General features: G+C 69.2%; 16 protein-coding genes and 1 other RNA gene. 10 read left to right on the forward strand and 7 right to left on the reverse strand.

Annotation, left to right across the window (positions count from 1 at the left end; translation table 11 throughout):
* From GJ633_RS08550 to GJ633_RS08560, 3 genes are all read left to right on the forward strand, one after another.
* Positions 1–711, forward strand: a 711-nt coding sequence (locus GJ633_RS08550) for an NOP5/NOP56 family protein (protein WP_156588477.1), incomplete at its 5' end; no start/stop codon positions are given.
* Positions 704–1,363, forward strand: a complete 660-nt coding sequence (locus GJ633_RS08555; protein WP_156588478.1) for a fibrillarin-like rRNA/tRNA 2'-O-methyltransferase — start codon at positions 704–706, stop codon at positions 1,361–1,363. The genes GJ633_RS08550 and GJ633_RS08555, both read left to right, overlap by 8 nt.
* Positions 1,364–1,461: 98 nt before the next feature.
* A complete protein-coding gene (locus GJ633_RS08560; protein WP_321168984.1) occupies positions 1,462–1,791 on the forward strand; it encodes a hypothetical protein in 330 nt (109 codons plus the stop codon).
* A gap of 25 nt (positions 1,792–1,816) precedes the next feature.
* On the opposite strand, the gene GJ633_RS08565 is transcribed toward GJ633_RS08560, so the two are convergent.
* On the reverse strand, positions 1,817–2,125 hold the full coding sequence (locus GJ633_RS08565) for a transcription initiation factor IIB family protein (protein ID WP_156588480.1): 309 nt from the start codon (positions 2,123–2,125) through the stop codon (positions 1,817–1,819).
* A gap of 125 nt (positions 2,126–2,250) precedes the next feature.
* On the opposite strand from GJ633_RS08565, the gene nth reads away from it, so the two are divergent.
* The gene (nth, locus tag GJ633_RS08570; RefSeq protein WP_156588481.1) at positions 2,251–2,952 is read left to right on the forward strand and encodes an endonuclease III; all 702 of its coding nucleotides are present in this window, start codon (positions 2,251–2,253) and stop codon (positions 2,950–2,952) included.
* 39 nt (positions 2,953–2,991) lie between these two features.
* Here nth and GJ633_RS08575 read toward each other — a convergent pair whose 3' ends face one another.
* A complete protein-coding gene (locus GJ633_RS08575) occupies positions 2,992–3,561 on the reverse strand; it encodes a hypothetical protein (RefSeq protein ID WP_156588482.1) in 570 nt (189 codons plus the stop codon).
* 319 nt (positions 3,562–3,880) lie between these two features.
* Here GJ633_RS08575 and GJ633_RS08580 point away from each other — a divergent pair, with 319 nt between their 5' ends.
* Both GJ633_RS08580 and GJ633_RS08585 read left to right on the forward strand, forming a co-directional pair.
* On the forward strand, positions 3,881–4,129 hold the full coding sequence (locus GJ633_RS08580; protein ID WP_156588483.1) for a DUF2249 domain-containing protein: 249 nt from the start codon (positions 3,881–3,883) through the stop codon (positions 4,127–4,129).
* The gene (locus GJ633_RS08585) at positions 4,126–4,542 is read left to right on the forward strand and encodes an SRPBCC family protein (RefSeq protein ID WP_321168985.1); all 417 of its coding nucleotides are present in this window, start codon (positions 4,126–4,128) and stop codon (positions 4,540–4,542) included. Before GJ633_RS08580 ends, GJ633_RS08585 begins: the two co-directional genes overlap by 4 nt.
* Positions 4,543–4,544: 2 nt before the next feature.
* On the opposite strand, the gene GJ633_RS08590 is transcribed toward GJ633_RS08585, so the two are convergent.
* A complete protein-coding gene (locus GJ633_RS08590) occupies positions 4,545–4,889 on the reverse strand; it encodes a glutaredoxin (RefSeq protein WP_156588484.1) in 345 nt (114 codons plus the stop codon).
* A 135-nt stretch (positions 4,890–5,024) separates the two neighbouring features.
* Here GJ633_RS08590 and GJ633_RS08595 point away from each other — a divergent pair, with 135 nt between their 5' ends.
* Positions 5,025–5,432 carry a hypothetical protein gene (locus GJ633_RS08595; RefSeq protein ID WP_156588485.1) on the forward strand — a complete coding sequence of 136 codons (408 nt, stop codon included), beginning with the start codon at positions 5,025–5,027 and terminating at the stop codon, positions 5,430–5,432.
* Positions 5,433–5,499: 67 nt separating this feature from the next.
* Positions 5,500–5,811: signal recognition particle sRNA (ffs, locus tag GJ633_RS08600), an RNA gene on the forward strand.
* 54 nt (positions 5,812–5,865) lie between these two features.
* Here the strand turns inward: ffs and GJ633_RS08605 are convergent.
* The 3 genes from GJ633_RS08605 to GJ633_RS08615 form a co-directional block, all read right to left on the reverse strand.
* A complete protein-coding gene (locus GJ633_RS08605; RefSeq protein WP_156588486.1) occupies positions 5,866–7,101 on the reverse strand; it encodes a digeranylgeranylglycerophospholipid reductase in 1,236 nt (411 codons plus the stop codon).
* Positions 7,102–7,332: 231 nt separating this feature from the next.
* A complete protein-coding gene (locus tag GJ633_RS08610; protein WP_156588487.1) occupies positions 7,333–8,196 on the reverse strand; it encodes a 2-oxoacid:ferredoxin oxidoreductase subunit beta in 864 nt (287 codons plus the stop codon).
* Between the two features lie 3 nt (positions 8,197–8,199).
* Positions 8,200–9,957, reverse strand: coding sequence for a 2-oxoacid:acceptor oxidoreductase subunit alpha (locus GJ633_RS08615; protein ID WP_156588488.1), 1,758 nt, complete (start codon positions 9,955–9,957; stop codon positions 8,200–8,202).
* Positions 9,958–10,283: 326 nt separating this feature from the next.
* Here GJ633_RS08615 and GJ633_RS08620 point away from each other — a divergent pair, with 326 nt between their 5' ends.
* Entirely contained in the window at positions 10,284–10,928 is a 645-nt protein-coding gene (locus tag GJ633_RS08620; RefSeq protein WP_156588489.1) for an FAD-dependent oxidoreductase, read from the forward strand.
* A 53-nt stretch (positions 10,929–10,981) separates the two neighbouring features.
* On the opposite strand, the gene GJ633_RS08625 is transcribed toward GJ633_RS08620, so the two are convergent.
* Positions 10,982–12,085 (reverse strand): pyridoxal phosphate-dependent aminotransferase, encoded by a 1,104-nt coding sequence (locus GJ633_RS08625; protein WP_156588490.1) that lies wholly within the window; start codon positions 12,083–12,085, stop codon positions 10,982–10,984.
* A gap of 113 nt (positions 12,086–12,198) precedes the next feature.
* Here GJ633_RS08625 and GJ633_RS08630 point away from each other — a divergent pair, with 113 nt between their 5' ends.
* Positions 12,199–12,699 carry a metal-dependent hydrolase gene (locus GJ633_RS08630; protein ID WP_156588491.1) on the forward strand — a complete coding sequence of 167 codons (501 nt, stop codon included), beginning with the start codon at positions 12,199–12,201 and terminating at the stop codon, positions 12,697–12,699.
* Positions 12,700–12,868: the final 169 nt, after the last annotated feature.

The following is a 12,868-nucleotide window of genomic DNA, read 5'->3' on the forward strand; positions in this document are numbered from 1 at the left end:
GAGGCGGCCCGCGAGCGCGAGCGCGCCGACGACGCACAGCTCGTTCACCTGGTGCGGGCCATGGACGACTGCGAACGCACCGCCAACGAGCTGGCCGAGCGGCTCGCCGAGTGGGCGGGGAGCCGGTTCGACGAGGTCGCGCCCGGGATCGAGGGGGCCCGCGCGGTCGCCGACAGGGAGCCGGACGGCGAGACGGATCGGCGGGTCGTGTCGCTCGCGGAGCGCGTGGTCGATCTGGGGGCCGAGCGCGACGCGCTCGCGGCGGCGATCGACCGGATCGCGCCCGCGGTCGCGCCCAACCTCGCGGAGATGGCCGGCCCGGAACTGGCGGCGCGGCTGATCGCGCTCGCGGGCGGGCTGGAGCCGCTGGCGAAGAAGCCCGCGGGCACCGTCCAGGTGCTCGGCGCGGAGGACGCGCTGTTCGCGCATCTCTCCGGGCGCGCGCCGTCCCCGAAACACGGGGTCATCTACACCCACGAGCACGTCCGGAACACCCGACCCGAGGACCGCGGGTCGGCGGCGCGGGCGTTCGCCGGGAAGCTGGCGCTCGCGGCGCGTGCCGACCACTACGCGGGAGAGCGCCGACCGACGCTCCACGAGGACCTCCGGAAGCGGATGGCGACGATCCGGGCTCGGGCCGAAGACGATGAGGGCGACGAGGAGGTCGGAGACCGCGGGAGCGCCCACGATACGGAGGCGGCCGATGAGTGAGCGTGAGCGCGACGCGCCGCCGCTTCCGACGGGCGTCGAGCGCCGCGATATCGACGGCGAGACGCGGCTCGCGACCCGCGGTGAGCCGGTGTACGGGGAGCCGACCACCGACGGGTGGCGCGCGTGGGATCCCGGGCGGTCGAAGCTCGGCGGCATGCTCGAACTCGGGATGGACACCGGACTGGTCGGCGGGGAGACGGTGCTGTACCTCGGCGCCGCCAGCGGCACGACCGTCAGCCACGTCGCGGACTTCGCCGGGCCCACCTACGCGGTCGAGTTCGCCCCGCGACCCGTTCGCGACCTCCTCGATGCCGCCGAGCCCCGCGATCGGCTCTTTCCGCTGTTGAAAGACGCCCGGAAGCCGGAGACGTACGCCCACGTCGTGGAGGCCGACGTCGACGCGATCGTCCAGGACGTCGCCACGCGCGGACAGGCGGCGGTCGCCGTCCGTAACGCGCGGTTCCTCGCGGACGACGGGCGGCTGTTGCTCGCGATCAAGGCGCGCAGCGAGGACGTGACCGCCGATCCCACCGACGTGTTCGACGACGCGCTCGGCCGGCTCCGGGACGCCTACGAGGTGCTGGAGACCCGGCGGCTCGACCGGTACCACGAGGACCACCTCGGCGTCGTCGCGACGCCGCAGACCGAGTGACTGCGGGTGAGCCATCGGTCGGCCCCAACGCTCTTTGACCGCGTCCTCGCAGTCTCCGACATGGACAGACACCTCCCGCTGGCCCTCCTCTGCGGCTGGTGGTCGGTCTTGGCACGTACCGGCTGCTCATCGCCGATCCGTTCGTCGCGACGGGGATCGCTGCGGTGTACGCCGGCGCGGCGTACTTCTACGCCGCGTTCGACGTGTCGTTTCTCGGCGAGGCGGTCGAGTTCGACGACCGCACGGACAAGATCGGCCACGCCGTCGGCCTGTTCGGCCTGAGCGTGACCCCGGTGGCGTTCGGGAGCCACTACGGTGCTGCCGGCGAGGCGACGCTCCCGCTCGTGGTCGCGTTCCTCGGCGCGATCGCGTTCCTGCTCTTCGCCTCGGAGGCCCGGTGGGGAGATGCGTCGTCCGACGGGCGGTGAGCGCGTGGCGGGGCGTCCCCCCTGTTCACCATGTCGGCGGGGTGAAGCCGGCGTCCTCGAGGATCGGTTTCCAGCGCTGCTGGACCGAGAGCCGGGAGACGTCCATCGCGTCGGCGACCGCGGACTGCGACCGCTCCTGGCCGCGGATCAGCGCGGCGGCGTAGAGGCTGGCGGCGGCGACGACGCGTTTCCCCTGTTCGTCGTCTGGCGCCCGCGAGAGAAAGAGGTCGGTCGCCGTCGAGCGCGCTTCCGCGTCGAGGTCGAGCGCCGCGCACGCGTCGTCGATCCGGTCGATCCACGCCGCGTTGTCGACCCGATCGCTCGCCCGATACATGTCCGACGCTTGGAACGTGGAGTACAAAAACCCGCCGCGCTGCGGGGGGTGTCGAGTCGCGGTGTCGGTCGTCGCCTCGCGGTGTCGGTCGTCGGCCTGAAGTCCGTGCCGGTCCTACCGCGGATATGTCGACGCAGACGTGGGACGAAGCCCGGGTCCGACAGCTCCACGAGGACCTGGTGTCGCTGTACGAGCCCGTCGACCGAGTCGAAGAACACGGCGCGGATCCGACCGCGGAGCCCGGCGAGGGCGTCCGCCAGCTGGTGACGACGATCCTCTCACAGAACGTCGCCGACGAGAACACCCGCCGGGCGTCGGAGGCGCTGTTCGAGCGGTACCCCGACTTCGCGGCGATCGAGTCGGCCGACCGCGAGGAGCTGAAAGAGACGATCCGGGTGGCCGGACTGGCCGACCAGAAGGCGCGTCGGATCCAGCGTGCGCTCGCCGCGATCCGCGAGGAGACCGGCGGCGCGTACTCGCTGGCGTTCCTCGACGCGATGGACACGGCGGCGGCGAAAGACTGGCTGACCGACATCAAGGGGATCGGTCCGAAGACCGCAAGCGTCGTGTTGAACTTCCACTTCGGGAAGCCGACGATGGCGGTCGACACGCACGTCGAGCGCGTCTCGAAGCGGTTCGGACTGGTACCGGCGTCGGCGTCGAACGAGCGCGCCCACGAGATCCTCGGCGAGCTGGTGCCGGACGAGCTGACCTACCCGGTGCACGTGCTGCTCATCCGACACGGACGGACCCACTGCTCCGCCCGCGACGCCGACTGCGGCAACCCGGTGTGTGCGCGGTACTGCGACTGCGAGTTCTGTGCGTGAACTTCTGCGCGTGAACTTCGACGGTCCGGCGTCCGGCCGTCAGTCGGAGATGAACTCGTTGTCGCGCCAGTTGACGCCGCCGTCGCCGTCGCCCGCTCCCTGCGGGCTCTCGACGACCTCGATGCTCGCCGGGCGCGGCTCGCCCTCCACGATCCGCGTGGCCTCGAGGTCGCCGTCGTCCTCGGTGATCGCAGTCAGCGTCCCCTTCTCCGATCGGAGCGCTAGCTCGCGGAGCACCAAGAACATCGGATACTGGAGCGCGGAGTTCTGGAGGACCGTCTCGCGGTCGCCCTTGAAGCAGGCGAACTCGACGAGCTCCGAGGGGATCTCCTCTTCTTCGTCGTCCATCCACTGGGGGCCGCCGGCGCGCGGCGGCTCCTCCTCGTAGACGCGCGTTTCGGTGACCGACGCCTTCAGCTGGGCGGTCGGGGTGTACTTGCTGATGCTCTCGTCGTCGGACAGGGCCTTAATGATGAGAGTGTTGTTTCGACGCGTGATGTCGATATCGTCGATCTCCGACGGGAGGTCGGGGTCCTCTTCGAAGTACGTCTCTACGTCTTCGAGTGGCAGTTCGAGCGTCGAATGAAGTCTGAACACGCGGCCTGTCATTGTTGAGTGGGTGGGGTGGGATCGACCGGTCGTCGCGACGACGGCGGTAACGGCAGCACCTACCTCCTGTAGGGGCCGTAGGTTTATATCCCCTACCCTTCGACATTCGACACTTCGGCGTCGCGGGTTCCGTCTCGACTCCGGAGGCGGGCCGACGCCCGCGAATTCCCCGACGTCGCCGCCGAGCCGGACGTCTTCCGCGGCGCGGACCGGTTCCGGGCCGACGAGCCGCCGCCCGTCCTCAATGGGGTGTCGTCCCCGATCGATGCCGAACATCATCGGGAGAAACCCTAATCGAGCGATCCGCGTACCCCGACCCATGCCGCTCGAACCCGCCGACACCGACCGTCGCCTCGACGTCCGCGAGATCGACGGCGAGCCGTTCGGCGACATCATGGCCTCGCTCGGCGACCTGGAGGGCGGCGAATCGCTGCTCCTGATAAACAGCTTCGAGCCCGAACCGCTGTACGAGGTGCTCGAACGGCGGGGATTCGCGTACGAGACCGCGAACCCGGAGCCGGAGCTCTGGTACGTCGAGATAACCCACAATGAGCCGTTGGAACCGTGAACTCGGTCAGCGTCACGCGGTCTATCGGTGCGCCGCCGGACGACGTCCGAGACGCGATCGGCGACGTGGAGGCGTTCATGCGAGCGGCCGGGTTCGACCAGGTGACGGTCGAGGATCGGACCGTTCGCGTCGCGAACCGGGTCGGGATCGCGACGATCGAGTTGACCCTCGAACTCGTCGACGCCCCCGACGCCGTCCTCGCCTACGAACAGCGCGAAGGGATATTCGACGAGATGCGAACGGCGTACCGCCTCGACGCCGGCGGCGACGGCACCGACGTGAAGGCGACGACGGCGTTCGAACTGGACGTTGCGGTCGTCGGTGCCGTTCTGGATTCGACGATCATCGAACGACAGCGCCGGACGGAGCTCGCGGCACAGCTCGACTGGCTCGAAGACCGCGTCTCCCGGTGACGTTACTCGGCGCCGAGCTCGGCGGCCAGTTCGCCTCGTTCGTCGAGCTCGGCGAGCACGTCGCTGCCGCCGACGAACTCGCCGTCGACGAACGTCTGCGGGATCGTCTCCCAGCCGCTCTCGGCCTCTAACGCCTCCCGGTACTGCGGGAGCGCGGGGAGGACGTCGACCGTCTCGAACTCCTCGACGTGCTGGCTGATGAGCTCGACGGCGCGCCGCGAGTAGCCGCACTGCGGCATCAGCCGATTCCCCTTCATGAACAGGACCACGTCGTTCTCGGCGATGGCGGTCTGGACGCGCGCTTCGATCTCCTCGGGCTCGGCCTCGGAGCCGGGTTGGAACGTCATGCGTCGCGGTAGGGGCCGACGACGCAAATGGGTTCCGCACGGGGCGGGCACGAGACCGCCACGCGGGGAGACGTCGTCGCCGGCGGGCGCCGTCGATCCGGTCCATTTACCGCCGTGCCCGACGCACGTCTCGGTATGAACCGCCGCGACCGCTTCCGGCGGACGGGGATCGCCGCCGCCGTCGTCACCGTGCTCGTGCTCGCCGCGCCGTACGCGCTCGTTTCGGGCTACGCCGATCAGCTCGCGGGGTACTACGCCTCCGGGGTCGTCGGCGCGGCGGGCGTCGCGCTGTTCGCGCTCGTGACCGCGGTCGTCATCGGATCGGTCGAACAGGGGAACGTCGATCCAGGGACGCTCGCCGGGGTCGCCGTCGTGCTCGGCGTCTCGACGACCCTGAGCGCGGCCGCGTGGACGCTCGCGGTCGAGCCCACGACGATGTTCGCCGACTACCGCTGGCTGCGGTGGCACGCGCCCGCGGTGGTGGCGCTGTCGGTGCCGGTGCCGGCGGCCGCGGCGGCCTACGCCCGCGAGGTGCTGGCGTAAGCGCAGGCCGGTCTCGGGACGCCGAACCGCCGAACGAAAGGCCCTTAAGGTGCAGCCGTGTACCGAAACCCGGACTAGGTCGGGCGGTTAGGCCCCGCTCGTCACCCGCGAGGTAGTCTTCAGCGGGGACCGAACGACGGGCGCGTCCGGTCGGACCGGCGCGGGCCCCGAGAGCCAACGTGGAAGCCTCGTCCGCCGGGGACAGCGGTCCGCGGCGCCCGCTCGCAGGAGCGGTCCGTCGCGGTTCGTCGGCGGCACCGGGTCAGGCGCGGAAGCGAGCAGCCCACCGCCGGACGCCCGTCGCTCGTCGGGTCGCGGGGTGGAGAAGGCAATCGGGATACCCCGTGTCGGAACGCCGGGCCATCCCGTCCGTCCACCACTCATACCCTATCCGTCGCTCCCTAGCGGTGACGACGGCGAATCGCTTCCCGACTCACGTGCCGAACCGTTCGCGGGCGTACCGGGCCAGAAGGGGGAAATCGTCGAGGTGGAGCAGCTTCGCCATCGCGCTCTTCTCGCCGCGGTTCGCCCGTTGGAGCGTGTTCTCGTCGGCGGCCCGGAGGTCGTTCATCAGCCGGTCGTACCGCTCGTTGGGCGCGAGGTACAACAGCTCGGTGAGCGCGATCCGGGCCCCTGCGCGTGGCGCGACGTCCCGGTGCCAGAGCCGCTCGTACACGGAGAGGCTCTCGGCGTCGACCCGCCGATCGGAGTCGGTGAGACAGCGGTCGACCGTGGCCGCGGCGGCGCGCGCGGACTTCATCCCCTTGTGGATCCCCTCGCCCCACAGCGGATCGATGGAGGGGACGGTGTCGCCGATCGCGAGGAACCGGTCCGTGTGCATCCGGTCGGGTCGCTGGATGTGTGCGGAGCCGCGGTGGACCTTCCCGTCGATGCGCTCCGCGTCGGCGAATCGGGGGTCGGTCGCGAGCCAGTCTTCGAGGTAGCCGTCGATGGTCTTGCCGTCGTCGGCGAACTCGCGGTGGCGGTCGTTCTGGATGTAGCAGAGTCCCACCTTCGCGGTGTCCTCGCCGGTGGCGAAGATCCACGCGTAGCCGCCGGGCGCGACGTCGTGGTCGAGTCGGAGCATCATCGCGCGCCGGAGGTCGGCGTACTCCGGGTGATTCATCTCGACGCCCGCCATCTCGTACTCGATCCCGATTGCCTGGTTCTCGCGTTCGAGGTCGACGACGTCGAGCGCGCTCGCGATCGGCGCCGCGGGTCCGGTGGCGTCGACGACGACGTCGGCGTACACCGCCTCGTCGCCGTTGTAGCGGACGCCCTCGATGACGCCGTCGTCGTCGAGGATCGGTCGGGAGACGCGCGCGTCGAATCGGTACTCGGCGCCGTTCTCGCGGCCGTCCGCGACGAGGAAGCGCTTGAACTCGGCGAACTCCAGGACGGCGCCCGGCTGGTAGCTCTCGTAGTAGCTGTTCGGCGACTCCAACACCACGTCGTCGGTGTACGACATCACCACGTCGTCGGGGACGCCGAACGCCGACATCATCGACGGGAACGTCCCGGCGGTCGACTTGTTGCTCTGCCGGGGGAACTCGGCTTCGGGCTCGGTTTCGAGGACGACGACGTCGTAGTCGCGCGCCGCCAGGTCGCGAGCGCACTGGGCGCCCGCCGGGCCGGCGCCAGCGATCGCGACGTCGTAGCGGTCGGACATACCCGCCAATTCGGACCCACGTAATTAGGTCTGCTGAAACGGGTCGCAGACGCCGGAACTCCGGCCGTCCCGCCGGTTTCTGACGGTCGCGAGCGGTCGGAATCGACGTCCGCGATCCGTTCTCGGACCGCGACGAGGTGAGCTATCGGATCTCGAAAGGCGAGGCCAGCGAGACGGAAGCCGAGGAAGTCGAAAGAGACGAAACCGGAAGAGACGGTCCGGCGAGCCCGCTCAGTAGAACTCGCGGACGAGGTCCGTCGCGCTCTCTGGCGCACCGTCGGGGATGACTGACATGTCCTCGTCGACGCCGTGCTGCTCGTGGTACGGCACCGACGCCTCGTTCTTGTAGATGACGCCCTGGTGTTCCGTCTCGGTGTCGAAGATGACGTCCTTGGCGGCGTCCCTGTCGGTCGGGTCGTGGTCGGCCTCCTGCAGGTCGACGAGGGTGTCGCGGAAGTAGTCGTAGGTGTCGACGTCGTTGAACGTGACACAGGGCGAGTACACGTTCACGAAGCCGAATCCGTCGTGCTCGATCGCCTCTTGGATGATCTCCTGGTGGCGGAGCGCGTCCGAGGAGAACGACTGCGCGATGAACGTCGCGCCCGACGCCAGCGCCAGCGCGTGCGGGTTGACCGGGGGCTGTTTCGGTCCCTCGGGGCTTGTCGACGTCTCGAAGTCCTCGCGCGAGGTCGGCGAGGCCTGCCCCTTCGTGAGCCCGTAGATTCGGTTGTCCATCACGACGTACGTCATGTCGACGTTGCGCCGGACGGCGTGGACGAAGTGACCCGCGCCGATGGAGTAGCCGTCGCCGTCGCCGCCGGCGACCATCACTTCGATGTCGGGCCGGGCCAACTTCACGCCGGTCCCCACGGGGAGTGCGCGCCCGTGGACGCCGTGGAGCGCGTAGCTGTGCATGTACGTGCCGATCTTGCCGGAACAGCCGATGCCGGCGACGACGAAGGTGTTGTCGGGGTCGTTCCCCGTCTCCGCGAGCGCCTTCATCATCCCGTTCATCGTGCCGAAGTCGCCACACCCCGGACACCACGTCGGCTGCTTGTCGGACTTGAAGTCGGTGAATCGGATGTCTGAACTCATTGGTTACGCCTCCACCCCCGTCGCGAGGGTCGATCTGATCGCATCTGCGAGTTCGTCGGCCTTGAACCGCACGCCGTTGTACTTGTTCACGCGGTCGACGCGTTCCAGCACGTCGTGTTCGACGAGGTCGGCGAACTGCCCCTGCTCGTTACACTCCACGACGATCACGTTCTCGGCCGCTTTGACGTCCTCGGAGAGGTCCGGCCGCGGGAAGACGTACGGAACGGAGAGCACGCGGACGTCGACACCGTCGTCGGAGAGTAACTCGACCGCCTCGATGAGCGCGCCCTCGTTCGATCCCCACGTGATCACGAGCGTGTCGGCGTCGGGGTCGCCGAACTCGCGCGGACTCCAGTCCTCGCGCTCGCGGGCCGTCTCGACCTTCCGGTTGCGCTTGTCGACCTGCTCGACGCGCATCTCCGTGTCCTCGGTCCGCCGGCCCTGCTCGTCGTGTTCGAGGCCGGTGGACATGTGCGCCCCGTCTGCCGTCCCGGGGAACGCGCGCGGAGAGATGCCGTCCTCCGTGATCTCGTGGGGTTTGAAGCCACCGGAGTCGGTCAGGTGGTCGTCGATGGTGCTCTCGTCGACGACGAAGCCGCGGTCGACCTCCACCTGGTCCATGTCGAAGGTGTCCGGCGTGAACGTCTGCTCCGTGACCGCCATCGAGAGGTCGGCGGTGAGGTAGACGGGAATCTGGTACTTCTCGGCGAGGTTGAACGCCTCGACGGTCTTCCAGAAGCACTCCGCGACGGTCGTCGGCGCGACGACGAACCGAGGTACCTCGCCGTGACCGCCGTACAGCATCTGGTTCAGGTCGCCCTGCTCCTGTTTCGTCGGCATCCCCGTCGAGGGACCGGAGCGCATCACGTTACAGATGACGAGCGGCGTCTCCGAGGTGGCGACGAGCCCGAACGTCTCCGTCATCAGGTCGATCCCCGGCCCGGACGTGGCAGTCATCGCGCGTGCGCCCCCGCGAGCGGCCCCCAGCGCCATGTTGATCGCGGACAGCTCGTCTTCGGCCTGCACGACGTGGCCGCCGTACCGCTCGATGCGACCGGTGAGGTACGTCATCACGTCGGTCGCGGGCGTGATCGGGTACCCGGCGTAGAAGCGGCACCCGGCGGCGATGGCGCCCATGCCGATCGCCTCGTCGCCGTTGAGCAGGACGTAGTCCTCGTCGGTGGTCTCCAGCGCGTAGTCGAACTCGTGGTCGTACTCCTCGGCGACGTACGACCGCCCCGCGCGGGCCGCCTCCTTGTTGTTGTCGACGAGCTTCTGGCCCTTGTCCGAGAAGCGCTTCTCGAGTGCCGAATCGAGGTTCTCGATGGGGAACTCCGCCACCTCGCAGGCCGCCCCGAGCGCGACGACGTTCCGCATGATCGCCCCGCCGGCCTCCTCAGCGAGCCGCTTGAGCGGCACGTCGATCCCGGTCATCTCGTCGGGGATTTCGACGTCCTGCATCGTCGTCCGCTCGCCGTCGTAGATGATCACGGACCCCTCGTGGAGCTCGTCGAGGTTCTCCTCGATCGTCCGGGGAGTCAACGCGATGAGCACGTCGAGCCGGTCCACGACGCTCTGTACCTTGTCGACGGACGTCCGCACCTTGTAGGCGGTGTAGCCGCCCCGGATCCGCGAGGCGAAGTCCTTCGACGTGAACACGTGTCGACCCGCCCGAGAGAGCGCTTGCGCGAAGATCTTCCCGGTCGAGTCGATGCCGTCGCCGGCCTCCCCGCCGACGGCCCAGTTGAAGTCCGCGGCCATTGCTATGTCGGTGCTTCCACCGGACTAATCAAAAGACTTCTGGAAGGCGTCACCGACACGTTCCTGGACGAATAGCCACCTCTTCGCGAATATTGACGCAGATAGTGTACAGTAATGAGAATATCAAATATTATTTGGACGTGCGTTTTTCCCCATTGTCCTGATCGACCGTTCTCGTCGGACCTCGTTTCGACGGTCGTCGAACGTCGAACCGCGGAGCGGGCGGTGAGAACGCGTCTCTGTGGAGGCTGCGGCCGACATGGATGCGAGCGCCGCAGGCGTCCCAGACGGGAACACGTTTGTGTCCGCCGATCCGAACCGGGGGTATGAACGCGACGGTGACGGTCACTGCGGTCGAGTCGGTCGGTCGGAACACCTACGCCTTCCGGTTTCGGTCTCCCGAGGGGTTCGACGCGGAGCCGGGACAGTTCGTGAAACTCGGCACGGAGATCGACGGCGAGCCGATCGCGCGCTTTTACACCCTCTCGTCGCCCACGGTCGAGGACACCTTCGAGGTGACGGTCGGGATCGACCCCGAGGAGAGCGGCGACTTCTCGGCGTTCCTCACCGAGGCGGACCCCGGCACCGAGATGACGCTCTCGGGACCGTTCGGCGACCAGCACTACGACGGCGAGGCGCGCGCGGTGATCGTCGCCGGCGGGCCGGGGATCGGCCCGGCGGTCGCAATCGCGGAGCGCGCGCTCGCAGACGGCGGCGAGGCGGCGATCGTCTACCGCGACGACGAGGTCGCCCACGCCGACCGTATCGAGGCGCTCCGCGAGCGCGGGGCGACCCTGCGCACCCTCGACCCGGACGCCGACCTGAACCCGGCCGTCGACGAGACGCTGACAGGCGTCGAGGGCGAGACCGTGTTCGTCTACGGGTTCGCCGACCTCGTCGCCGACGCCGCGACCGCGATCGAGGCCGCCGGCGGTGACCCGGACGCCGCCAAGGTGGAGAACTTCGGCTAGACAGGGTCGAACCGAACACCCCGTCGAGGGTCGTTTCGAAGCGCGTTCGTCGCTCACCCGTCGAAGTAGTCTGCGAGGCGCTCGGCGGCCTCGACGGTCCGCGGCGTCACGAGCGCGAACCGGATCCAGTCCGTCCGTGCGGTGCCGAACGCCTCGCCCGGCATCCCGGCGACGCCGGCCTCGTCGATCAGGCGCTTGACGTTCGCCATCGTCCCCGGGAAGCCGTCGAAGCGCGCGAGCACGTAGAAGGCGCCCGCCGGCCGGCTGTACTCGGCGCCCGCCGCGTCGAGCGCGTCCGTGAACGCGTCGACCCGGTCGGCGAGCAGGTCGCGAGCCGATCGGTAGTAGTCGGGGTCGGTCTCCGCGAGCGCGTGCGTCACCGCGTACTGTGAGGGCCGCGCTCCCGCGACGTTCACCAGCATGTGCCGCGTCTTCGCCCGGGAGACGTGCGCGTCGGGGAACACCCCGTACCCGACCCGGAACCCCGTGATCGCCATCGACTTCGAGAACCCGCTCGTGACGATCACCCGGTCGTCCGCCAGGGTCAGCGCGGACTCGAACTCGCCGCTGAGGTCGAAGTGGTCGTACACCTCGTCGACGACCACGAGGGCGTCGACCGCCTCCGCGACCGCCGCGACCTCGCGGACCGCGTCGAGGTCGTACACCGCGCCGGTGGGGTTGTTCGGCGTGTTGAGCACGATCAGCGCGGTCTCCTCGCTCGCCGACTCGCGGATCCCCTCGACGTCGAGTCCGCCGTCGCGCTCGGTCGGCACGAGCGTCGGATCGCCCCCGAGTAGCTGCACCTTCCCGGGATAGTAGGGGTAGACGGGATCGGTGAGCAGCGCCTCGCTCCCGGCGTCGCGTTCGAACGCGCGCGCCATCGCGAGGTAGTTCGCCTCGCCCGTCCCGTTCGTGACGACCACCCGATCGACGTCGACGTTCCGGCGCGCCGCGATCGCCTCCCGAAGCTCCCGGAGCCCCTCGCTCGGGGGATACTGGAACGACTCCGAGGGGGCTTCGGCGTACTCGGCGAGCGCCTCCCTGAGGGCGGCCGGCGGCTCCCAGTCGGGATTACCGCTCACCATGTCGATGACGTCGCGGTCGGCCCCCGCGGCGTACTGCATCACGTGGAAGAACTTCGGCTCCTCGTAGTCCATGTCGGGCGCTGGGCGCCGGATGCCGTGGCTCTTTCGGCCGGGACGGCGGATCCGGCGCGGTCCGATCCGTCCCGATCCGGTGGTTTCACCTGCCGCCCCGTCGACGGCGTCGTATGAACAAACGCGGCCACGTCCTCAACGCGCTGCTGCTCGCGCTCGGGCTCGGGTTCGTGCTCGAACCGGGGCTCGGCGCGGCCACCGCGCGAACGACCGCCGAGATCACCGTTCCGATCGTGTTGGGCGCGCTGTTCCCCGACGTCGACACCGCCTTCGGCCGCCACCGAAAGACGCTCCACAGCCTCCCCGTGCTCGGCGTGTTCGTCGCGTACCCGGTCCTGTTCGGAAACCTCCAGTACGTCTGGATCGGCGTGTTGACACACTACGTGCTCGACGTCGTCGGGAGCCGCCGCGGAATCGCGCTGTTCCACCCCCTCTCGGACGCCGAGTACGGGCTGCCGAGCGGCGTGACGACGAGCAGCAAGTACGCCGACCTCGTCACCGTGGTCGTCACCGCCGTCGAACTCGTCGCGTTCTACGCGCTCCACACCTACGTCGTCACCCTCGACCTCGACCTGTCGGCGGCTTCGGAGGCGGCCGCCGGGATCGGGATCTGAGGCGAACGCGCGGCTCCCGCTCGGGTTCGGATCCCACGGCACGGCTCTCACACACGCGAGAACACCCTCGAAGAATCGGGCGGGTACGAGACGGAACGCCCGGTTCGTTTGCGGTGGCGCGCTCCGGTGAGCGGCCGCCGAAGGCGGCAGCGAACCGAGCGCGAGGGAG

Source organism: Halorubrum sp. CBA1125, from assembly GCF_009742825.1.
GTDB lineage: Archaea > Halobacteriota > Halobacteria > Halobacteriales > Haloferacaceae > Halorubrum.